Origin of the sequence: Mycobacterium sp. (assembly GCF_036490025.1) — a bacterium.
GTDB lineage: Bacteria > Actinomycetota > Actinomycetes > Mycobacteriales > Mycobacteriaceae > Mycobacterium.
In genome coordinates this window covers 80,898-101,494 of sequence record NZ_DASXEP010000128.1, presented here as the reverse complement: position 1 = coordinate 101,494, position 20,597 = coordinate 80,898, and the positions used below count along the sequence as shown (strand labels likewise).

Here is a 20,597-nt window from a genome sequence, read left to right as displayed (position 1 = left end):
CGGTTGATCTGGTCGTACACCATCGCCACTCCGCCGGCACGGACCGTGACGCCGTCGCGGTCGTGCACGACCTTGGCCGCGATGCTCTTGGCGTAGTTCTGCGCGTTGTTCTCGCCGCCTTCGAGGTTTGCCACGATCAGCCCCGATTTGCCGTCCTTACTCACCAGGTCGGCGGCCAGCTGCGACGGGCCGGCAGTGGGTCGGTTCCAGGCCGATACCACGTTGTAAACCCCGGGCGAGGCGCGCACCTGCGTGACGATGTCGGAGGCAGCGCGGCGGGCTTGACCGCTTTGCGCGCCGTCCGGGGCGGTCACCATGATCACCAACTGCTGATCGCTCTGTCCGAACTTGTCGGCCAACAGCTTGATGGCCTGCGCCGACTCGGCGGCCGGATCTTGAAAGCCGCCGGCGGACAGGCTTTTTGCGACCGGAAGCCCGAAGATTGCGGCGGCCACCAGAACCAGCACGGCCGCCGCGAGAATACGCCGAGGCCCCGCGATGGCCAGGCGCGCAATCCGCTGCAGCATGGATGTCCTTCCGCTGTGCTACCGCTGGTAACTTACCAGCGGTAAGTTACAGACGCAACGTTGCGATGCATGATCGGCGCCTCACCAATAAGTACGAGTCCGGAACCCGCAATGGTTCAGCGCAGCAGCCAGCAACCAGGACATTTTGCGAGCTTATGCGGTTGGACGTCTGCCCAATAGGCCAGTTCCAACCATCCGGACATAGCATCCGGACCAGGCGGCCCTACTCGGCGGTAACAATTGCCACGATTTTCCGAACCGTGACTCAATAATTCCTTAAACGCGACCCATACGCTCATGAACATGTGGATCGACGACTCCAGTGCCGACGTGATCAAAGCTGATTTCGAGGCTCTCTACCACGGCGACGTCTTGGTAGAGGGTGAGTGCTCGGAGCAGTTCGACGATTGGCAGCCGCTTCCTAACGCGAGCTAAGCCACGCCAGCGCGCTCATCGACAATGAGCGTGCCGGTGCCGAAGTTGTATCGCCCCAATCGCCTCGTCGGCATTGCCTCATTGGCCCAGCCCCCGCCACCGCGGGGGCTTTTTCGCGGAGCGCCCCGCCCGACTACCGTGGCGCCATCCGAATCGCGCCGTCGAGCCGGATGACCTCGCCGTTGAGCATCGGGTTCTCGATGATGTGCACGGCCAGGGCGCCGTACTCGTCGGGGTTGCCCAGCCGGCTAGGGTGCGGTACCTGCTTGCCAAGCGACTCCCGGGCCGGCTCGGGGAGGCCGGCCAGCAGCGGCGTGTCGAACAGACCGGGAGCGATCGTCACGACGCGGATGGCTTTACTGGCCAGATCACGCGCGATCGGCAGCGTCATGCCGACGACGCCGCCCTTCGACGCCGAGTACGCGGCCTGACCGATCTGGCCGTCGAAGGCCGCCACCGACGCGGTGTTGATGATGACGCCGCGCTCTTCGCCGATCAGGTCGGTTTGAGCGATGCGCTCGGCACCCAGCCGCAACACGTTGAATGTGCCGATCAAGTTGATGTCCACAACCTTGCGGAACGCGTCGAGCGGGAACACGCCGTCCTTGCTCAGCACTCGGACGGCGTTACCGGTACCGGCGCAGTTCACCACAATTCGCAGTGGGCCCAGCGATTCGGCGATGTCCAGCGCCGCGGTCACCGCTATCTCGTCGGTGACGTCGGCCGGCGCGAAACGCGCGCGGTCGCCCAGCTCGCGGACCACCTCTTCGCCTCTGAGGTCGAGCACGACCACCTGCGCGCCAACATCGAGCAGCCGCCGGGTAGTGGCCAGGCCCAGACCGGACGCCCCTCCGGTCACGAGTGCTACCGCATCGGTGATCTCCACGCATATTCCTTTCGGTCCGGTCGGGCCTCTCCCCTGCGGCGAGCCGACCTACTGGTTGGCGGACTATACCCAGTCGTTCAGAACGGCTTCGGTGTCGGCTCCCGGCTGTTTGGCCGGGCGCGGCTCATCCGGAGTCGACCGGGAGAACCGCGGCGCCGGCAGCGGCTGCAGCCCGCCGCCGGCCCGGTGGAAAGTGTTCCGCTCGGTGATGTGCGCCTCGGTCTCGACCTCGCCGAACGCCAGCACGGGCGTCACGCAGGCGTCGGAGTCGGCGAACACCTTGGCCCAGTGGTCGCGGTCGCGGCTGGCGAACACCTCGGCGAACTTCGCCCGCAGCTCGGGCCAGCGGCTGCGGTCGTTCTGCTCCGGCAAGTCCGCGCCGTCCAGGCCGAGACCGGCCAGCATCGCCGCGTAGAACTGTGACTCGATGGCGCCCACCGAAACATAGCGGCCATCGGCGCACTCATAGGTGTCGTAGTAGGGCGCTCCGGTGTCGAGCATGTTGGTGCCACGCTCGTCGGTCCACATCCCCATTGCGCGCATGCCCCACATCATCTGCACCAGCACCGAGGACCCGTCGATCATCGCCGCGTCGACGACCTGGCCCTTACCGGACGTCTGCCGCTCGAACAGCGCCGAAAGGATCCCGAGCAGCAGGAACATCGATCCGCCGCCGAAGTCGCCGACCAGGTTCAGCGGCGGCACCGGGCGCTCGTTGGCCCGGCCGATGGCATGCAGCACGCCGTTGAGCGATATGTAGTTGATGTCGTGACCGGCCTGCTGACTGCGTGGGCCGGTCTGCCCCCATCCGGTCATCCGGCCGTAGATCAGGCGATCGTTGACCTGGGCGCAGTCTTCCGGCCCGAGCCCCAGCCGTTCGGTGACGCCCGGCCGGTAGCCCTCGATCAGCACGTCGGCCTTGGCGACGAGCTTGAGCACCAGCGAACGGCCCTCATCGGACTTCAAGTCGGCGACGACGAACCGGCGGTTGCGCAGCATCGGGTCGGTGCCGCTGGCGCCGGGCCGGTCGACGCGCACGACGTCGGCACCGAGATCACCGAGAATCATCGCGGCGTGCGGGCCCGGCCCGATTCCGGCGAGCTCGATGACTCGCAACCCTGTCAGCGGTCCCGCCATTGCAACCGACCTCCTTGTCGACACCCCTTCAGCGTGGCGATCGCAAGCGCGCCAAAGCCGGGCGCAGCGGGTCGACACTGATTCAATTGGCATCTTTGCAGTCGACCTCGCGGGCGCTGCACCCCGGTGGCTTACAGTCGAGCCCTTGACGTCCTCCTCTGGCTGAAGCCAGAGGATTCCAACCCACCCTCACTACCTATGCGGCAGGAGAGAAGAGTTGAGGTTCACGGTTCGTAGACCAGCCAGCGCCGAGGTCTCCCCGTGCTGTCACCGCCCGTCCGGCGGCGATGTTGCGTGCTGCGTTGAGGTCGGCGTTGCACGGTCCGGTAGTGCAGGCTTCGCACTCGAACACCGCTTGGCTCTTGCGGTTTCCGGGAGCGACATGCCCGCACACCGAGCAACGTTGCGACGTGTAGGCGGCCGGGATCTGTTCGGCGCGCGCCGCGGTCAACTGTGCGCACTGCTCGTTGTAGCCCGGCGCGCGACGGCCCGGCTGCCAATGCTGTTGCTGCTCGACCGCCAGATTCCACACATACCGGGCATGGCGGCAATGCTCAGCCAGCCCCGCCGTCTGCTCAGCAGTCGGAAGCAACCGATATCGCGACACACCGAAAACCTAGCCCCCACCACCAACACCACCCAGAAAGGAGAAGCGGCGTTTCCTACCCCGGCAAAAGCCAAGGGCTTCCACGCCGCAACAAACCCATGACCGCAATCGACTTTGGAATCGACACCCTGGTACCCGTCGACGGGCTTGCCGTCAGCCTCGATGATGGCGTGCTGTCGGTGACGATCGATCGTCCGGAGAGCCTGAACTCACTGACGTTGCCGGTGTTGGTCGGGATCGCCGACGCGATGGAGCAGGCAGCCGACGACCCGCGGGTGAAAGTCGTGCGGCTGGGCGGCTCCGGCCGCGGCTTCTGCTCCGGAGCCGGGATGAGTGCCGACGACGTGGCCGGTGCCGGCCCCGGCGACGAGCTCATCCTGGCGGCCAACCGGGTGGTCCGGGCGATCACCGCCCTGCCGCGCCCGGTCGTTGCCGTCGTTCACGGACCGGCGGCCGGCGTCGGTGTCTCGTTGGCTTTGGCCTGCGACCTGGTATTGGCTTCGGACACAGCGTTTTTCATGCTCGCCTTCACCAAGATCGGCCTGATGCCGGACGGGGGCGCCTCGGCGCTGATCGCCGCTGCGATCGGCCGGATCGGTGCGATGCGGATGGCATTGCTGGCCGAGCGGCTGCCCGCCGCCGAAGCCCTGGCTTCCGGCTTGATCAGCGCCGTCTACCCGGCCGACGACTTCCAGGCCGAGGTCGACAAGGTGGTGTCCGGACTGCTGACCGGTCCGGCGGTGGCGTTCGCCAAGACCAAGCACGCGATCAACGCGGCCACACTGACCGAGTTGGAGCCGACCCTGCAGCGCGAACTGGAGGGTCAGTCCGTTCTGTTGAAGTCACACGACTTCCGCGAGGGCGCAACGGCTTTCCAGCAGCGTCGGGCACCCAACTTCACCGACAGCTGAACTCACACTTTTTTCAGGCTCACAACCCGAACAGCGGCGGCAGCGCGAGCAGCACGACCAGGGTCCACACGAAGTGGGTCAGGATCGGCGCGAGCACCCCGCCGGTGGCGCGGCGCTCGAGTGCGCACACGGTGCCGAGGACGATCGCGGCGAAGGCGAGCATCGGATTTCCGCTGGCCAGCGTCGCGATCACGTAGATCACGGTCGAAATCAGCCATGGATAGTGCCGGCCCAGCGCGGTATACAGTGCGCCGCGGTAGAACATCTCCTCGGCGATGCCGCCCAGCAGCGCGACGGCCATGGTCAGCCGCCACGATCCCTGGTCGGTGTACTGCAGCACGCGCGTGATCAGCTCGGAGAGCGCCGGGATCGTTCTGGCGATCAACCCGCCGACAACGAAGACGCCGCCGAGCAGTAGCCCGATGACCGTGCCGCTGACCACCGGGCGCTGATTGCGGCCGCGCCAGCGGGCACCGCCGAGGTGCAACGGTCCCGAGACGAACGCTCCCAGCGCCCAGACCCCGGCCAGCGCCAACGACCACCAGTAGAAAGCCGGTTCGCCGGGATGCCGACGCAGCGCCAGACCCAGCGCCGCCGCGCCGAGTACCAGCACAATCGCGACGACGATCCGCCTGCGTCGCACGACAGCGGGCGGTTCATTGTGCGGCACAGCGACATTGACGATCCCGCGACGGACCTCTTCCAGAGCGCTGGGCTGGGGACTCACGTCAGTCATGGGCGCCGCTCCTCCTCATCGCTTCGCTACTGCATCGTCGCCGGCGCGGGTCATTCGAAGTGCACCTTCGGTGTCAGAGTGATCAGCAGGTCGAGGCCGGTCCGCAGCGCACCGGCTATCGGGCCGGGGACGACGTCCACCAAACCCAGGCCGGGTCGCGCGATCGACGGGGTAATCATGCCCGCGAGCCGTCGCAGCCGCAGCACATCACCCCCTGCCCAGGCCGGATCGCTGTCGGCCAGATGGTGCGGATCGGCCAGCTCGTCGACCGGGCGGGTCCGGCGGGTGGACACCGCGCGGGTTATCGCTTCCTCGATCGAAAGCAGGCCGCCCAGCGGATCAGCGACGAGATCCCGCAGGCCGGTGCCGCTGGCTCGCATCGGGTAATCCAGCGACTCAACCAGGTCCGCGGCCAACCCGTCGGGCACCGGTAGCGCGACCGCGGTGACCCAGGAGGCCACCGCGGTGTCGACCCCCCACACCGGCAGACCCGTGTGCCACTTGCCCGAGACACGCGCATAGGTCTTCAACAGCTCGCGGTACGACGTCGTATCCGGTCCGGCGATGTCGTAGGCGCCCGGTGGAACGATACCGGCATCGGCCGCCGCGACGAGGTAGTGCAGCACGTCGCGGATGGAGATCGGATCGATCCGGTTGTCCATCCACTTCGGGATCGGGATCACCGGGAACCGATCGCCCACGTAGCGCATCATCTCGAACGACGTCGAGCCCGCGCCGAAGATCACTGCGGCACCCAGCCACACCAGGTCCGGACCGCCGTCTACGGTCAGCGCCCTGGCCACCTCCGCGCGACTGGTCAGGTGTTCGGACAACGCGCCGTCGCCGGGGTCTGCCGGCACGAAGCCGCCGAGATAGACGATGCGACGCACACCGGCGTCCTTGGCGGCGGATACAACGTTGCCCGCGGCGGCGCGGTCGGCATCGCGAAAGTCGGGCTGGCCGATCGCATGGATCAAGTAGTAGACGACGTCTATGCGGCTGGCCCCGGTCAGCGCCGCGCGCACCGATTCGGCGTCGGAGGCATCCAGCTTCACCGTTGTGACGTCGTCAAACCACCCCAGGCGGGCAAGCCGCGCCGGGTCGCGGGTCGCGGCCAGCACCTCATGGCCGGCTTCAAGAAGCGCTGTGACGAGCCGCGATCCCACGTAGCCGGTCGCGCCCGTCACCAGTATCCGCACACCCCTCAACGTAGACGGAACGTGTGCGCCTCAAACCGGTAACCGGCTCCCCCAATCAAGTCAGTTAAACAGATGTCGAATTAGCAGTGATTGCAGCGGTATTGAACCAAGGCCGAACGAGATCCGTATTCCCAGTGTGGGAAACCTGACGCCTGACGCGCATCCGATGACAGCTGATGTCAAACTGACCGACATCACGAGGGGAACCCCATCGGTTGCGTCGGTGGCCGTCGAGTTTCCGCCGCACCGACACAACCAAGACGAAGTGATCGGGGCATTGGCCGACTTCGCCGGGCCAGAGTTTCGACGGTTTGCCGCCACCAGCGGAGTTGACACACGCCAACTTGCGCTGCCCCTGTCACGATACCGCCAGCTCAGCGGTTTCACCGAAGCGAACGATGCGTACCTCGACATCGCACTCGAGCTCGGTGAACGGGCATTGTTGTCGGCATTCGCTGCAGCCGAAATCGAGCCGTCCGAGGTCGATATCGTGTTTTCGACGACGGTCACCGGGCTCACCGTTCCGTCCCTGGAAGCGCGGCTGGCGAATCGGCTGGGTCTTCGACGCGATGTCAAGCGCGTTCCGCTGTTCGGCCTGGGCTGCGTCGCCGGCGCCGCCGGAATGGCGCGAGTGCACGACTATCTGCGGGCCTTCCCCGATCAGGTAGCGGCCCTGCTCGCGGTCGAACTGTGCTCGTTGACCATTCAACGCGAGGACCGTTCGATCGCGAATCTGGTCGCCTCCAGCCTATTTGGTGATGGTGCAGCCGCCGTCATCGCGACTGGAGCCGACCGGCCGGCGACCGGACCGAAGCTACTCGCCACGCGCAGCTGCACCTACCCGGACACCGAAGAAGTGCTGGGCTGGGACATCGGCAGCGACGGGTTCCGGATCGTCCTGTCCGTCGAGATCGCCACCGTCGTCGAGAAATATCTGGGTGAAGACGTCCGCAACTTCCTCGACGACTACGGTCTGAATACGGCGGACATCTCGAGATGGGTCTTGCACGCGGCCGGCCCAAAGGTGATCGACGCGGTCGAAAATGTGCTCGACCTGCCCGCAGACGCGTTCGATCTCACGCGAAAGTCATTGCGCGACAATGGAAACCTGTCATCTGTTTCCGTGCTGGACATACTCCGGGACACTATGACCGACCCACCGCCACCGGGTTCTCTCGGACTGATGATCGCCATGGGCCCGGGCTTCTCCGCCGAGCTCGTGCTGCTCAGCTGGTAGGCCATGTACTACCTGCTGATCCTGGCCGTCGCGATTGAACGGCTGATAGAACTGGTGGTGGCCAAACGCAATGCGCGATGGTCTTTCAGCCACGGCGGCAAGGAATTTGGGCACGAGCACTATCCGGTAATGGTCAGTCTCCACACGGCGTTGCTACTGGGCTGTGTCATCGAGGTGTGGGCACTGGACCGGCCCTTTATCGGCTGGCTCGGTTGGCCGATGCTCGCCGTGGTGGCGGCCAGCCAAGCGCTGCGCTGGTGGTGTGTGGCCACATTGGGCCGACGCTGGAACACGTTGGTCATCGTGCTGCCGGAAGCCCCGTTGGTACGACGCGGCCCGTACCGGTGGCTGCACCACCCCAACTATGTTGCCGTAGTGGCCGAGGGGCTGGCTCTACCCCTGGTGCATACCGCGTGGTTGACCGCGATCGGTTTTACATTGGCCAACTGGCTGCTGCTGACGGTGCGGATCAGGGTTGAGAACTCGGCGCTGGGCTACGCAGAGCGCAACGATGCTGAGGAGCGGCGCCCATGACCTATGACGCCGACCTGCTGATCGTCGGGGGCGGCCCGGCCGGGCTCGCTTCGGCGATAAATGCTCGCCAACAAGGGCTTTCGGTGATCGTGGCAGAGCCGCGAGACAATCCGATCGACAAGGCGTGCGGCGAGGGCCTGATGCCGGGCGGCTTGGCCGAACTGGTGTCGCTGGGCGTCGACCCTGCCGGGATGCCATTGCGGGGTATCGCCTATTTGAACGAACACCGCCGAGCCGAAGCCGCGTTCCGCAGCGGCCCCGGCCGCGGTGTGCGACGAACCACCTTGCATGCCGCGCTCGCATCACGCGCCAAAGAACAAGACACCGAATGGATCTCGACGCGCATCAGCAGCGTCGACCAGGATGCCCACGGTGTCACGGCAGCCGGGATCCGCGCGAGATGGCTGATCGCCGCGGACGGATTGCATTCAGCGGTCCGCCGTGCCGTCGGAATCAACGCCATGCCTGGAACACCCCGGCGATACGGGATGCGCTGGCACTACCAGGTGCCGGCGTGGTCGGAGTTCGTCGAAGTGCACTGGTCACGATGGGGTGAAGCGTATGTGACGCCGGTCGAGCCAGATCTTGTCGGCGTGGCGATCCTGTCCCGTGAGCGCCCGGAATTTGCCTGGTTCCCGCGGCTGGCACACCATTTGCAAGGTGCCAGCCGCGGACGGGCACGAGGCTGCGGACCCATGCGGCAGGTGGTGTCCCGCCGCGTGGCAGGACGGGTGCTGTTGGTGGGGGATGCGGCCGGATACGAGGACGCGCTCACCGGTGAGGGCGTCAGCCTGGCCGTAAAGCAGGCCGCCGCCGCGGTGAGCGCCATCACCAACGACACGCCCTCGTCATACGAAACGGCCTGGCAAAGGATCACCCGCGACTACCGGCTGCTCACCCGTGGACTGGTACTCACAACTGTTGCCGCCCCGGCACGCCGCGCCATCGTGCCCGCCTGCACACTGCTACCCGCGGTCTTCGAGCGAGCGGTGCACATACTGGCGCGCTGAGTCCCCGGCCTGCCCGGAAGCCCCGACACACTAACCCTGCGCGCTGCGCCGGCTATCCAATATGCTGTAGTTTGCTTCCAATAGTCGGATTGAACCAACGACGCGGCTCAATCGTGACCCAGCACATGGACACGATCGCCAAGCGCGCGTCGTCAGCCCCGGTCGGCAGGGGGTGAAAGGCAATATGGCGCTTACTCCATCCCTCGCGGCCGTGGCAGTCGAATTCCCGCCGTATCAGGTCGGTCAGCAAGAAGCGTTGTCCGGCCTGACCGGCTTCGGTGGCCCGCAATTCGAACGTTTCGGCGCCAGCGCGGGTGTGCAGAAGCGCCGCATTGCGTTGCCGTTGGCGGAATACGGCACGTTGAGCGGTTTCACCGAAGCCAACAACACCTTCATCGAGGTCGCCCTGACGCTGGGCGAGCGCGCGATAGTGGCGGCCCTGGATGCCGCCAACGTCAAGCCCGCCGACGTCGATGTCGTCTTCTCCACGACGGTGACGGGTCTGGCGGTGCCCACCCTGGAGGCCCGGCTGGCGACGCGGCTCGGCTTGCGGCCCGACGTCAAGCGGGTACCGCTGTTCGGTCTCGGTTGTGTCGCCGGTGCGGCCGGCGTTGCTCGCATGCACGACTATCTGCTCGCGTTCCCCGACCACGTGTCGGTGCTGCTGGCCGTCGAACTGTGTTCTTTGACGCTGCAGCGCGACGACTCCTCGATGGCCAACCTGGTGGCCGCCAGCCTGTTTGGTGACGGGGCGGCGGCCGTGGTCGGCAAGGGTTCGGCTCGCGTACCGGCCGGGCCCAGGGTGTTGGCCACCCGTAGCCGGATCTACCCGGATACCGAGGACGTGATGGGCTGGGACATCGGCACCAGCGGCTTCAAGATCAAGCTGTCTACCGAAGTCGCGACCGTCGCCGAGAAGTATGTGGGCGACGACGTCCGAAAGTTCCTGAGCGAGCACGGGTTGACCCCCGACGACATCTCCACGTGGGTCTGCCACCCCGGCGGTCCCAAGGTGATCGAGGCGATCGAGAACACCCTGGATCTGCCGTCGAATGCCATGGACCATACCCGGAAGTCATTGCGTGACAACGGGAATCTTTCGTCAGTATCGGTGCTGGACGTGCTGCGGGCGAACATGGCCGATCCACCGGCACCGGGATCGTTCGGGCTGATGATCGCCATGGGTCCGGCGTTCTGCTCGGAACTCGTCCTGCTCGGCTGGTAGCCGGTGTATTACCTGCTGATCCTGGCGATCGGCATCGAGCGAATAGCCGAGCTGATCGTCTCCAAGCGCAATGCCCGGTGGTCTTTCGCCCACGGCGGCAAGGAATTCGGCCACAACCACTACCCGGTAATGGTCGCCATCCACACGGCGTTGCTGCTCGGCTGCGTCGTCGAGGTGTGGGCGTTGCACCGACCGTTCCTGCCGTGGCTGGGCTGGCCGATGCTCGTCCTGGTCGCCCTGAGCCAGGTTCTGCGGTGGTGGTGCGTGAGGACGCTGGGGACCCGGTGGAACACATTGGTAATCGTGGCCCCGGAAGCGCCGTTGGTGCGACGGGGCCCTTACCGGTGGCTGCATCACCCGAATTACGTGGCGGTCGTCGCCGAAGGCGTCGCGCTGCCGCTGGTGCACACCGCCTGGCTGACCGCTGCCTGCTTCACGGTGGCCAACGCGCTGTTGCTCTCGGTGCGAATCCGGGTGGAAAACGCGGCGCTGGGCTACGCGTGAGTGCCTACGACGCCGATCTGTTGGTTGTCGGCGGCGGTCCCGGTGGGCTCGCCACCGCGTTACACGCTCGCCGGCAAGGACTTTCGGTGATCGTGGCCGAGCCGCGGGCGACGCCGGTCGACAAGGCCTGCGGTGAGGGTCTGATGCCCGGCGGCCTGGCCGAGCTGACCTCGCTCGGTGTCGACCCGGCGGGTCTGCCGTTCCGCGGCGTCGCCTATCTGGATGAGCACCGACGTGCCGAAGCATGTTTTCGCGTCAGCCCGGGCCGCGGCATACGACGCACCACGTTGCACGCCGCGCTGGCCGCACGCGCCAAAGAGCAAGACACCGAATGGGTTTCGACGCGTGTCAGCAGCGTCGAACAAGACGCGACCGGGGTCACGGCCGCCGGTGTGCGCGCGAGATGGCTGGTGGCAGCCGATGGATTGCACTCGTCGGTGCGTTCGGCTGTCGGAATCAGCGCGTTGGCCGGAACGCCGCGGCGTTACGGTGTGCGGTGGCACTTTTCGGTACCCCCATGGTCTGAGTTCGTCGAGGTGTACTGGTCGCCGTGGGGTGAGGCCTACGTGACGCCGGTCGAGCCAGACTTGGTCGGCGTAGCCGTGCTGTCCCGTCATCGGCCCGACCTCGCCTGGTTCCCGCGCCTGGCACAGCAACTGGGCGATGCCGGCCGCGGTCGGGCGCGCGGCTGCGGCCCACTGCGACAAGTGGTTTCGCGTCGCGTCGCCGGACGCGTGCTGTTGGTCGGCGACGCCGCCGGATACGAGGATGCCCTGACCGGCGAAGGCATCAGCCTCGCCGTCAAGCAAGCCAGCGCAGCGGTGGCCGCCATCGTCGACAACGATCCATTGTCGTACGAGGCGGCATGGCGCCGGATCACCCGCGACTACCGACTGCTCACCCGGGGGCTGGTGTTGGCGACGGCGTCACGCGCGGGCCGGCGCGTCGTCGTCCCGGCGGCCGGCCTAGTTCCACGTGTTTTCGGCCGCGCGGTGAACACACTGGCGCGTTGAAGTGCAGGCCTGCGATCACGAGTGTGGTTGTGCTCCAGCGGGTTTCTCTGCGGCTCCAACGTATTCGCCCAAATATCGGCCGCCGAGCCAGTTTCGGGCATCGGTCAGCTCGATGGTGAAGTCGGAGAGGTTGCGTTTGTGGAATGAGCGGCGTGAAGCGAACAGGTTCATGCTGGTCGTGTACTCGAGCCCGGCCACGGCCGGCCGCTGGGACGCCCCGTGCTTCGGCAACGGCCGGTAACCGACATCTTCAAGAAGTCTGGAAAGTTCGGTGGGTCTGGGGAAGCGGCGGAAGTCGTGGTTTGACTTGTACAGGCCGGACACGAACGACGGGCCGACGCTGACAAAGGCTAACCAGGTGTACAGATTCCGGTCTGGCGCCACATAGAACACCCGCCCGCCAGGCTTGAGCGCACGATGGACATTGGCCAGCACCGCCCGGTGCTCCCCACAGTGGTCGAATATTCCGTGCATGTAGACCACATCGAACTGTTCGCTGGGTAGCACGTTCCGATCGCGGATGTCCCCGACATGGAATCGAACATTCGCGATGTCGGCGAAGGATCGCCGTGCTGCCCGGATGGCTTTGTAGTCGACGTCGAAGCCATCGATTTCCCACTCCCGTAGCCGGGGGTCCAGCTCGAGCAAACCATGGATGGCCCTACCACTGCCGCAGCCGGCCACCGCCATGCGCGGACGATCAGTTCCCGCAAACTGGGGTAAATAGTCGCGCAGGAATCGCCAAGCGGCGCAATCGATTTTGCCGACCAGCTGTTCGGTGAACCGCCAGTGCGCGCTGGCCTGAGCTTGGGCGAAGTAGCGCACACCGCGTTCGATCGTGCCGTTGTGGACTCTGGTGAGGAGCTTGTCCAGCCAGGAATAGCCGTAATCTGGCTCGCCGTCGGCTTGGTTGCGCCGCTCGCGATGTAGGAAGTCGAAGTATGTCCGCTCTTCGACGTCGAGCGGCGCGGTCCACGAGTTCGCCCCGGCTAAGACACGCTCGCGGATCCACGAGTCGACGACCCGGCTGTACACCTCGGTCTCGAAGAGCATGAGCTGGTGTCCACCGCCCGGCATCACAAAGAGGTCTTTGGGCCCGCCGATCCGCTCGAAGCAGGCCCGGACATGGTTGGAGCCGACGATCTCGTCGTTCTCGCCGCAGGCAATCAGGACGGGCTTGGCATTGGCCGCGGCGGGCTGCGTCGGTCGGTAGTTGAAGACGGAGTGGTAGCTCTTGAAGCCATACGACCACACATAGAGCGGGTCAGCCAGCTTCTCGGGCAACAGATCTGGGTCTTCTTGATAGGCAGCTTTGAAGTCGATGAACCGGCGCAGCGGTACCCGAACCCGGTCGCCAAGAGCTCGGGCCACCCGAGTCATGACCGTCGAACGCATCAATCGAATCGCACGGTTCATCTGTAGTTCGTCGTTCAGCAAGATGTTCATGCAGACGGCTCCGGCGACGCGTGGGCAGCGGGCGAGCGCATGGAACGCAACTTCCCCGCCCTGGCTGGCCCCGTGCAGCACCACCGGAAGGCCGGTGCTTTCGGCCGCGTAATCGCAGGCCGCGCGGACGTCGTCGAGGAAGTCTTCGAAGGTGAAGACGCCTCGAGGGCCGGGAGTGCGCCCATGACCAGTCAGGTCGAAAGCCCAGACCGATGCCGGAAAGTGTCGCCGGAATTGCTCGGCGAAAGCGTGGTAGACCGCGCTGTAGCCCGCGGTGCCGTGCACCAGGACCAGCACGTACTCGGCGTTGGGATGCTCGTAGCGTTTCAGGAAGAGCGGCTTGCCTTTGCTTCCTGCAACCCAGCCGTCGACTGGGGCCGCAACCGCACCTTCGGGGTTGACGATGGTCATGGCGCTGAGTGCTCCGTTCCTTGAGCGAGGAGATGGTTGATCAACAGTCGGACATGAACGTCGAAGCCGGCCCGGAACGCGGATTGGTCAGTGGTGAACGGGCGGCGCATCGCCATCCCAAGGAGGAGCGTCTCGATGAGTTCAACGGATACGTCGCTCTCGGCTCCGGGGGCCAACTCTTCGATGAACCGGACAACGTTGCGCCGTTGGGTTTGCTGGTAGTCCGAATAGGCTCGTCGAAGCGGCTCGTTGTGGTTTGCCGCCGCAGCGAATTCCACCACGAACGTCGCCGCGCGCAGATTGTTGACAAAGAGCGCGTAGAGCAGTTCGGCCGCGGCATCGAGTCGCTGCGCGGCAGTTCCCTGTTGCGGTAGTTGGTCGAATGCCGTCGAGAACATGTCCGCGGCCATCTGTTCGATCGCCGATTGGATCAGCCGTTCTTTGGTGTCGAAGTGGTGGTGAAGCAGGGGTTGTGAGACACCGGCGCGCGCCGCGATCCGCTTCATCGAGGATTTCTCGTAGCCGAACTCGCAGAAGCACTCCAAAGCCGCCGCGAGGATGCGCGGTCGGGCGTTCGTCGCAGCCGGCGGACCCAGCGCCGCTGTTGTCAACGAGACCTCCATTGTCTCTTGTCGCTGGTCCACGCTACCGTAGCTGACTGATCGATCAGTTAGCGCAAGGCCCGACGGGGAAAGGTCCTACGACGCTGTGACGGCAGATAGACGGGTCACGCTCACCTTCGACAACGGACCCACACCCGGTGTGACCGATCGGGTTCTCGACTTACTCGCGGAGAGGTCACTTCGCGCGGTCTTTTTCGTGGTCGCCGACCGCGTAGACGTAGACCCAGCCGCGCACGCGCAGCTCACCAGAATGGTTCGGGATTGCCACCGGGTGGGCAATCACTCGCTGACCCACGGCCGGCCGCTGGGCGAACTGCGTGAACAGGAAACCATCACCGAAATCGCCACGGCGCACGACATTCTGCGGGAATTTAGCGGCGAGCACTTCCTCTTCCGCCCGTGGGGCACCGAAGGGCAACTAGACCGACGGTGCCTTAACCGCACTGCGGTCAATTATCTGGTGAGCGGGAAGCACACCTGCGTGCTGTGGAACAGCGTGCCGCGCGACTGGGTGGATCCGGTCGGGTGGGTCGACCGGGCGCTAGCCGATGTCCGGGCGCGAGAACACACCGTGGTGGTAGTTCACGACCTGCCGACCGGGGCCATGGACCATCTCCCACGCTTTCTCGATGAACTGGACCGCACCGGGGCGGCAGTGACGGCCGAGCTGCCCGACGAGTGCGTGCCGATCGTCGATGGGCGCATCGTTGGTCCCTTAGACCACCTGATGCCGTGACGTAATTGCTTCAGCGCGCCTTCCAGACTGGCTGACGCTTCTCCGCGAACGCCAACGGCCCTTCCTTGGCGTCCTCGGTTTTCAACAGCACGCCGAATTCGCGTGCGGTGCGGGCCCAGCCGGGTTCCTCGTCGGGGATGACGCCGTCGTCGGCGCCGTAGGCGATCCGCTTGCTGGCCTGCACCGACAGCGGCGCGTTCACGGTCACCCGCTTGGCCAGCGCGAGTGCGGCCTCCAACACCGTCCCGTCCGGGACGACCTCGTTGATCAGCCCCCAGTTGGCGGCCTCGGCGGCGCCGATCGGCTCACCGGTGAGCAGCATCTGCATGCCCACCTTGCGGGGCAGCTGCTGGGCGATGCGGAACACGCCACCGGCGCCGGCGAGCAGACCGACCTTGACCTCGGGCAGACCGAATTGCGCGCGCTCCTCGGCCACCACCAGGTCACTGGCCAGGGCCAGCTCGGTGCCGCCACCGAACGCGGTGCCGTTGACCGCGGCGATCGTCGGCTTGTCGATGAAGTGGCGGACGTATCCGGCGAAGCCCCACTCACCGTGGTCGGGGTGATACAGATTCTCCCGGCGCGAAATCGCCTTGAGATCCGCTCCGGCACAGAAGGATTTGTCGCCGGCACCGGTGATCACCACCGTCCGGACGTCGGCGTCGTGCTGCGCCTGCTCGAGAGCATCACCGACGCCGATGCTGACGGCACCGTTGACGCAGTTGCGCGCCTGCGGCCGGTTGATCGTGATGACCAGGACGTCGCCCCGGCGCTCAGTGAGCACCGCGGCGTCGGTCACAGCAGCTCCACGATGGTGGCGTTGGCCTGGCCGCCGCCCTCACACATCGTCTGCAGACCGTAACGAATTCCCTTGTCCCGCATGTGGTAGAGCATCGTCGTCATGATCCGCGCGCCGGACCCGCCGAGCGGGTGGCCGAGCGCGATCGCGCCGCCGTTGGGGTTGAGCTTCTTCTCGTCGGCGCCGATGTCCTTCAGCCAGGCCAGCGGCACCGGCGCAAAGGCCTCGTTGACCTCGAACACCCCGATGTCATCCAGCTTCAAACCGCTGCGCTTCAGCGCCTTCTGGGTGGCCGGGATCGGCGCGGTCAGCATGATCACCGGGTCGGCCCCGGCCAGCACGGCGGTGAGCACCCTGGCGATCGGGGTGAGCTTCAGCTCCTTGGCCTTCTCCGCCGTCATGAACAGCAGCGCCGCCGACCCGTCGGAGATCTGGCTGGAGTTGCCGGCGTGAATCACGCCGTCTTCCTTGAAGGCGGGTTTCAGCTGTGCCATCTTCTCGATCGGCGTGCCGCGGCGAATGCCCTCATCCTTGAGCACGACGTTTCCGTCCTGATCTTCGATGCCGACGATCTGGTCCTCGAACGCACCGGAATCCTGTGCGGCCGCGGCCTTTTCGTGTGAGCCGAGCGAGTATTCGTCGACCTTGGTGCGGTCGAATCCCCACTGCTCGGCGATCATCTCCGCGCCGATGCCCTGGTTGGGGATCGCGCCGTGGTAGCGGTCCAGGAAGGCCTGCGAGAACGGGCGGCCGCCGTTTGCCAGCGAAGAACCCATCGGAGTCCGCGACATCGACTCCACCCCGCCGGCGACGACGACGTCGTAGTGGCCGGCAACCACGCCGGCGGCGGCGAAGTGGATGGACTGCTGGCTGGATCCGCACTGGCGGTCGACGGTGACACCGGGCACGGTCTCCGGCCAGCCCGCGGTCAGCAGCGCGGTGCGGGCGATGTCGAGGGCCTGCTCGCCGGCCTGCATCACACATCCCCAGATCACGTCGTCGACGAGTCCGGGATCAATACCGGCCTTCTCCACCAGGCCGTTGAGCACCTGCGCGGACAGGTCGGCGGCGTGGACGCCGGACAAGCCGCCGTTGCGTTTGCCGACCGGTGAACGAACTGCCTCGACGATGACGGCTTCAACCATGACCTATATCTCCTTTGACATGAGTTACTTTGTCGATTGTTGACCAACCCGTTAGTCGGCTCGCCGCGGGGGTGCTCAGCCGCCCGGTAGCGTCGGTAGATATGTCGCGCATTGTCATCATCGGCGGCCACGGCAAGATCGCTTTGCACCTGGCTCGCATCCTCTCCGACCGCGGCGATCAAGTGACGTCGGTCTTCCGCAACCCCGACCAAGCCGACGACGTCAGCGCCACGGGGGCTCATCCCGTCGTCGCCGACATCGAGAAGCTGCACACCGATGCCCTGGCCGATCTGCTCGAAGGCCACGACGCGGTGGTGTTCTCGGCCGGTTCCGGCGGCGGCGACCCGGCCCGCACCTATGCCGTCGACCGCGACGCCGCGAACCGGACGATCGATGCCGCGAGCCAGGCCGGGGTACGACGGTTCGTCATGGTGTCCTACTTCGGTGCGGGACCTGACCACGGTGTGCCGGAAGACAACTCGTTCTATCCGTACGCCCAGGCCAAAGCAGCGGCCGACGCTCACCTTCGGGCCAGCAGCCTGGACTGGACCGTGCTGCGGCCCGGCCGTCTCACGCTGGAACCGGCGACCGGCCGGATTGCGGTAGGCGCCGATGCCGCCGAAAAAGCGGAGGTCTCCCGTGAGGACGTGGCACTGGTAGCGGCCGCCGCATTGCACGACGATTCGACGATCCGCCGGACCATCGACTTCAACAGCGGTGAGTTGCCCATTCCTGAAGCGCTGAGCACCAGCGGCGATCGCAAGCGCGGCGCAGCCGGGCACGGCGGGTGACGCCGTCTATCAGGTAATCTGCACTACGCAGTTGGTCTGTCGATTACGTCAACGGCGACGACGTCGGCATCGAACGGAGCACGTTAGACGTGCTTCGCAAGAGGGAACCCGGTGAAAGTCCGGGACTGTCCCGCAGCGGTATGCAGGAACGAAAGCCGTTACAAGCACTGGTCACCCGACCGGGAAGCGACGGCCGGTAGGAGCACCAGCCGGTGCACGCCTGTGAGTCCGAAGACCTGCCGGCTGTGTCGGGCGCGCCGCGCCTGGCGGCTCACCGCCTCGAGGAATGGGCGTCCGGCCGTACCGGTTGCAGTGGCTGTGTGCGCTGCGCCGGATCGGTTGTGCGTCCGTCGGCGGTGACCACCCCGTCGATTTAAGGACCAGACCATCGTGACCGCTACACCGTTTACCGCCACCATCACCGGCTCTCCACGTATCGGCCCCAAACGCGAACTCAAGCGAGCCACCGAGGGCTACTGGGCAGGCCGTACCAGCCGCGGCGACCTGGAGAAGGTCGCCGCGGCGTTGCGCCGCGACACCTGGTCTCAGCTGGCCGCTGCCGGCCTGGACTCGGTGCCGGTGAACACCTTCTCCTACTACGACCAGGTGCTCGACACCGCGGTTTTGCTCGGCGCGCTGCCGGAGCGGGTTCAGGCCGTCTCCGACGACCTCGATCGCTACTTCGCGGCCGCCCGTGGCACCGGGGACATCGCGCCGCTGGAAATGACCAAGTGGTTCGACACCAACTACCACTACATCGTCCCGGAGATCGGCACGAAGACGAACTTCTCGCTGCACCCTGAAAAGGTGTTGTCAGAGCTCAAAGAGGCTCAGGATCAAGGCATTCCGGCTCGCCCGGTAGTCATCGGACCAATCACGTTCTTGCTGCTGAGCAAGGCGGTCGACGGCGCGGGCGCACCGATCGGGCGCCTCGACGAACTGGTCCCGCTGTACGCCGACCTGTTGGGCCGGCTCGCCGACAACGGCGTGGCGTGGGTTCAGATCGACGAGCCGGCGCTGGTGACCGACATCTCTGCCGACGGGGCCGCCCTCGCCGAGCGGGTGTACAACACGCTGGGAGCACTGGACAACCGGCCCGCGATCCACGTCGCCACCTACTTCGGCAACCCGGGTACGGCGCTGGCCGCGCTGGCCCGCACACCCATCGAGGCAATCGGGGTCGACCTGGTTTACGGCCCCGACGTCGCCATCGGGTCCGTTCCCGAACTGGCCAACAAGACGCTGGTGGCCGGGGTCGTGGACGGCCGCAACATCTGGCGCACCGACCTGGAATCCGCGCTGGGCCGGTTGGCCGGCCTGCTCGGTTCTGTGGGCTCGCTGGCCGTTTCTACCTCATGCTCGACGCTGCACGTGCCGTACTCGCTGGACCCCGAAACCGACCTGGACGACGCGCTGCGCAGCTGGCTGGCATTCGGGGCCGAGAAAGTGCACGAGGTCGCCACGTTGGCACGAGCGCTGAAAGACGGTCGTGACGCGGTGGCCGACGAGATCGCGCAATCCAACGCGGCCGTCGCCTCACGCAAAAAGGACCCACGGCTGAACAACAGCCAGGTGCGTGCCCGCCTCGACTCGATCGCGAAGTCCGGCGGCAACGAGCGTGGCCCGGCCGCCAAGCGCCGGGAAGCACAGAACGATCGCCTGCACCTGCCGCCGCTGCCGACGACCACCATCGGGTCGTTCCCGCAGACCGTCGAGATCCGCAAGGCCCGCGCCGCGCTGGTCGCCGGTGAGATCGACGAGGCGGAATACACCCGCCGGATGCAGTCCGAGATCGCCGACGTGATCACGTTGCAGGAGCAGCTCGGTCTGGACGTCCTGGTGCACGGCGAGCCGGAGCGCAACGACATGGTGCAGTACTTCGCCGAGCAGCTGGACGGCTTCTTCGCCACCAAGAACGGCTGGGTGCAGTCCTACGGCAGCCGGTGTGTGCGCCCGCCGGTTCTCTACGGCGACGTGACCCGCCAGCACCCGATGACGGTGGAGTGGGCCAAATATGCGCAGTCGCTGACCGACAAGCCGGTCAAGGGCATGCTCACCGGTCCGGTGACGATCCTGGCGTGGTCGTTCGTCCGCGACGACCAGCCGCTGGCCGACACCGCCTACCAGGTGGCGCTGGCCATCCGCGACGAGACGGTGGACTTGCAGTCCGCCGGCATCGCGGTGATCCAGGTCGACGAGCCCGCGCTGCGAGAGCTGCTGCCGTTACGCGACGCCGACAAGCAGGCCTACCTGGACTGGGCGGTCGGCTCGTTCCGGCTGGCGACATCGGGTGTCTCGGACTCCACCCAGATCCACACCCACCTGTGCTACTCGGAGTTCGGCGAGGTGATCGGTGCGATCGCCGACCTGGACGCCGACGTCACCTCGATCGAGGCGGCCCGCTCGCACATGGAGGTGCTCGACGACCTGAACTCGATCGGCTTCTCCAACAGCGTGGGACCGGGAGTCTACGACATCCACTCGCCCCGGGTGCCGAGCACCGACGAGATCGCGACGTCACTCCGCGCCGCACTGAAAGCCGTTCCGGCTGAGCGGCTTTGGGTCAACCCGGACTGCGGCTTGAAGACCCGCAACTCCGACGAGGTGAACGCGTCGCTGACCAACCTGGTCGCTGCGACCAAGGAAGTCCGCGCCAACGCGTAACTAAATTTCGCCGAGCGTGTA

21 protein-coding genes and 1 riboswitch are annotated in these 20,597 nt (G+C 66.1%); of the genes, 11 read left to right on the top strand and 10 right to left on the bottom strand.

Features of this window, described 5'->3' with window-relative positions; all coding sequences use genetic code 11:
* The coding region (locus VGG53_RS14735) for an MMPL family transporter (RefSeq protein ID WP_331518795.1) at positions 1–527 on the bottom strand (527 nt) is incomplete at its 3' end.
* Between the two features lie 303 nt (positions 528–830).
* On the opposite strand from VGG53_RS14735, the gene VGG53_RS14730 reads away from it, so the two are divergent.
* Positions 831–962, top strand: coding sequence for a hypothetical protein (locus VGG53_RS14730; protein WP_331518794.1), 132 nt, complete (start codon positions 831–833; stop codon positions 960–962).
* 133 nt (positions 963–1,095) lie between these two features.
* Here VGG53_RS14730 and VGG53_RS14725 read toward each other — a convergent pair whose 3' ends face one another.
* The 3 genes from VGG53_RS14725 to VGG53_RS24045 form a co-directional block, all read right to left on the bottom strand.
* Positions 1,096–1,848, bottom strand: a complete 753-nt coding sequence (locus VGG53_RS14725) for a 3-hydroxyacyl-CoA dehydrogenase (protein WP_331518793.1) — start codon at positions 1,846–1,848, stop codon at positions 1,096–1,098.
* A gap of 63 nt (positions 1,849–1,911) precedes the next feature.
* Positions 1,912–2,985 carry a CaiB/BaiF CoA-transferase family protein gene (locus tag VGG53_RS14720; protein ID WP_331518792.1) on the bottom strand — a complete coding sequence of 358 codons (1,074 nt, stop codon included), beginning with the start codon at positions 2,983–2,985 and terminating at the stop codon, positions 1,912–1,914.
* A 196-nt stretch (positions 2,986–3,181) separates the two neighbouring features.
* A complete protein-coding gene (locus VGG53_RS24045; RefSeq protein ID WP_331518791.1) occupies positions 3,182–3,592 on the bottom strand; it encodes a zinc ribbon domain-containing protein in 411 nt (136 codons plus the stop codon).
* 98 nt (positions 3,593–3,690) lie between these two features.
* Here VGG53_RS24045 and VGG53_RS14710 point away from each other — a divergent pair, with 98 nt between their 5' ends.
* Complete coding sequence (locus VGG53_RS14710; RefSeq protein ID WP_331518790.1) at positions 3,691–4,503, top strand: enoyl-CoA hydratase; 813 nt, start codon at positions 3,691–3,693, stop codon at positions 4,501–4,503.
* A gap of 19 nt (positions 4,504–4,522) precedes the next feature.
* Here VGG53_RS14710 and VGG53_RS14705 read toward each other — a convergent pair whose 3' ends face one another.
* Positions 4,523–5,239 (bottom strand): CPBP family intramembrane glutamic endopeptidase, encoded by a 717-nt coding sequence (locus VGG53_RS14705; RefSeq protein ID WP_331518789.1) that lies wholly within the window; start codon positions 5,237–5,239, stop codon positions 4,523–4,525.
* A gap of 50 nt (positions 5,240–5,289) precedes the next feature.
* Positions 5,290–6,438 carry an NAD(P)H-binding protein gene (locus VGG53_RS14700; RefSeq protein WP_331518788.1) on the bottom strand — a complete coding sequence of 383 codons (1,149 nt, stop codon included), beginning with the start codon at positions 6,436–6,438 and terminating at the stop codon, positions 5,290–5,292.
* 166 nt (positions 6,439–6,604) lie between these two features.
* Here VGG53_RS14700 and VGG53_RS14695 point away from each other — a divergent pair, with 166 nt between their 5' ends.
* From VGG53_RS14695 to VGG53_RS14670, 6 genes are all read left to right on the top strand, one after another.
* Complete coding sequence (locus tag VGG53_RS14695) at positions 6,605–7,675, top strand: type III polyketide synthase (RefSeq protein ID WP_331518787.1); 1,071 nt, start codon at positions 6,605–6,607, stop codon at positions 7,673–7,675.
* A gap of 3 nt (positions 7,676–7,678) precedes the next feature.
* On the top strand, positions 7,679–8,209 hold the full coding sequence (locus VGG53_RS14690; protein WP_331518786.1) for an isoprenylcysteine carboxyl methyltransferase family protein: 531 nt from the start codon (positions 7,679–7,681) through the stop codon (positions 8,207–8,209).
* The gene (locus VGG53_RS14685) at positions 8,206–9,219 is read left to right on the top strand and encodes an NAD(P)/FAD-dependent oxidoreductase (RefSeq protein WP_331518785.1); all 1,014 of its coding nucleotides are present in this window, start codon (positions 8,206–8,208) and stop codon (positions 9,217–9,219) included. The genes VGG53_RS14690 and VGG53_RS14685 overlap by 4 nt, the downstream gene beginning before the upstream one ends.
* A 184-nt stretch (positions 9,220–9,403) precedes the next feature.
* Positions 9,404–10,444: a type III polyketide synthase gene (locus VGG53_RS14680; RefSeq protein ID WP_331518784.1), complete on the top strand. Its 1,041-nt coding sequence runs from the start codon at positions 9,404–9,406 to the stop codon at positions 10,442–10,444.
* A 3-nt stretch (positions 10,445–10,447) separates the two neighbouring features.
* Positions 10,448–10,948: an isoprenylcysteine carboxyl methyltransferase family protein gene (locus VGG53_RS14675; RefSeq protein WP_331518783.1), complete on the top strand. Its 501-nt coding sequence runs from the start codon at positions 10,448–10,450 to the stop codon at positions 10,946–10,948.
* Positions 10,945–11,961, top strand: a complete 1,017-nt coding sequence (locus VGG53_RS14670; protein WP_331518782.1) for an NAD(P)/FAD-dependent oxidoreductase — start codon at positions 10,945–10,947, stop codon at positions 11,959–11,961. Before VGG53_RS14675 ends, VGG53_RS14670 begins: the two co-directional genes overlap by 4 nt.
* 15 nt (positions 11,962–11,976) lie before the next feature.
* Here VGG53_RS14670 and VGG53_RS14665 read toward each other — a convergent pair whose 3' ends face one another.
* Together VGG53_RS14665 and VGG53_RS14660 are read right to left on the bottom strand one after the other, a co-directional pair.
* The gene (locus tag VGG53_RS14665) at positions 11,977–13,818 is read right to left on the bottom strand and encodes an alpha/beta fold hydrolase (protein WP_331518781.1); all 1,842 of its coding nucleotides are present in this window, start codon (positions 13,816–13,818) and stop codon (positions 11,977–11,979) included.
* Positions 13,815–14,429: a TetR/AcrR family transcriptional regulator gene (locus tag VGG53_RS14660; protein WP_331518780.1), complete on the bottom strand. Its 615-nt coding sequence runs from the start codon at positions 14,427–14,429 to the stop codon at positions 13,815–13,817. The genes VGG53_RS14665 and VGG53_RS14660 overlap by 4 nt, the downstream gene beginning before the upstream one ends.
* A gap of 97 nt (positions 14,430–14,526) precedes the next feature.
* Here VGG53_RS14660 and VGG53_RS14655 point away from each other — a divergent pair, with 97 nt between their 5' ends.
* A complete protein-coding gene (locus VGG53_RS14655; RefSeq protein ID WP_331518779.1) occupies positions 14,527–15,177 on the top strand; it encodes a polysaccharide deacetylase family protein in 651 nt (216 codons plus the stop codon).
* A 10-nt stretch (positions 15,178–15,187) separates the two neighbouring features.
* Here the strand turns inward: VGG53_RS14655 and VGG53_RS14650 are convergent, their stop codons facing one another.
* Positions 15,188–15,976 carry an enoyl-CoA hydratase-related protein gene (locus VGG53_RS14650; protein WP_331518778.1) on the bottom strand — a complete coding sequence of 263 codons (789 nt, stop codon included), beginning with the start codon at positions 15,974–15,976 and terminating at the stop codon, positions 15,188–15,190.
* Positions 15,973–17,121, bottom strand: coding sequence for a thiolase family protein (locus VGG53_RS14645; RefSeq protein ID WP_331518777.1), 1,149 nt, complete (start codon positions 17,119–17,121; stop codon positions 15,973–15,975). The genes VGG53_RS14650 and VGG53_RS14645 overlap by 4 nt, the downstream gene beginning before the upstream one ends.
* Positions 17,122–17,222: 101 nt before the next feature.
* On the opposite strand from VGG53_RS14645, the gene VGG53_RS14640 reads away from it, so the two are divergent.
* Together VGG53_RS14640 and metE are read left to right on the top strand one after the other, a co-directional pair.
* On the top strand, positions 17,223–17,912 hold the full coding sequence (locus VGG53_RS14640; protein WP_331518776.1) for an SDR family oxidoreductase: 690 nt from the start codon (positions 17,223–17,225) through the stop codon (positions 17,910–17,912).
* Positions 17,913–17,959: 47 nt separating this feature from the next.
* A riboswitch (cobalamin riboswitch) is annotated at positions 17,960–18,170 on the top strand.
* A 132-nt stretch (positions 18,171–18,302) separates the two neighbouring features.
* Positions 18,303–20,576: a 5-methyltetrahydropteroyltriglutamate--homocysteine S-methyltransferase gene (gene metE / locus VGG53_RS14635; protein ID WP_331518775.1), complete on the top strand. Its 2,274-nt coding sequence runs from the start codon at positions 18,303–18,305 to the stop codon at positions 20,574–20,576.
* The last annotated feature ends 21 nt before the right edge of the window (positions 20,577–20,597 follow it).

What these genes read in the sequence shown, in the direction of transcription:
- VGG53_RS14710 (WP_331518790.1), top strand. Translation starts at nt 3,691, where the DNA reads ATGACCGCAATCGACTTTGGAATCGACACCCTGGTACCCGTCGACGGG.
- VGG53_RS14730 (WP_331518794.1), top strand. Translation starts at nt 831, where the DNA reads ATGTGGATCGACGACTCCAGTGCCGACGTGATCAAAGCTGATTTCGAG.
- VGG53_RS14705 (WP_331518789.1), bottom strand. Translation starts at nt 5,239, where the DNA reads ATGACTGACGTGAGTCCCCAGCCCAGCGCTCTGGAAGAGGTCCGTCGC.
- VGG53_RS14645 (WP_331518777.1), bottom strand. Translation starts at nt 17,121, where the DNA reads ATGGTTGAAGCCGTCATCGTCGAGGCAGTTCGTTCACCGGTCGGCAAA.
- VGG53_RS14665 (WP_331518781.1), bottom strand. Translation starts at nt 13,818, where the DNA reads ATGACCATCGTCAACCCCGAAGGTGCGGTTGCGGCCCCAGTCGACGGC.
- VGG53_RS14680 (WP_331518784.1), top strand. Translation starts at nt 9,404, where the DNA reads ATGGCGCTTACTCCATCCCTCGCGGCCGTGGCAGTCGAATTCCCGCCG.
- VGG53_RS14640 (WP_331518776.1), top strand. Translation starts at nt 17,223, where the DNA reads ATGTCGCGCATTGTCATCATCGGCGGCCACGGCAAGATCGCTTTGCAC.
- VGG53_RS14720 (WP_331518792.1), bottom strand. Translation starts at nt 2,985, where the DNA reads ATGGCGGGACCGCTGACAGGGTTGCGAGTCATCGAGCTCGCCGGAATC.
- VGG53_RS14685 (WP_331518785.1), top strand. Translation starts at nt 8,206, where the DNA reads ATGACCTATGACGCCGACCTGCTGATCGTCGGGGGCGGCCCGGCCGGG.
- VGG53_RS14690 (WP_331518786.1), top strand. Translation starts at nt 7,679, where the DNA reads ATGTACTACCTGCTGATCCTGGCCGTCGCGATTGAACGGCTGATAGAA.
- VGG53_RS14695 (WP_331518787.1), top strand. Translation starts at nt 6,605, where the DNA reads ATGACAGCTGATGTCAAACTGACCGACATCACGAGGGGAACCCCATCG.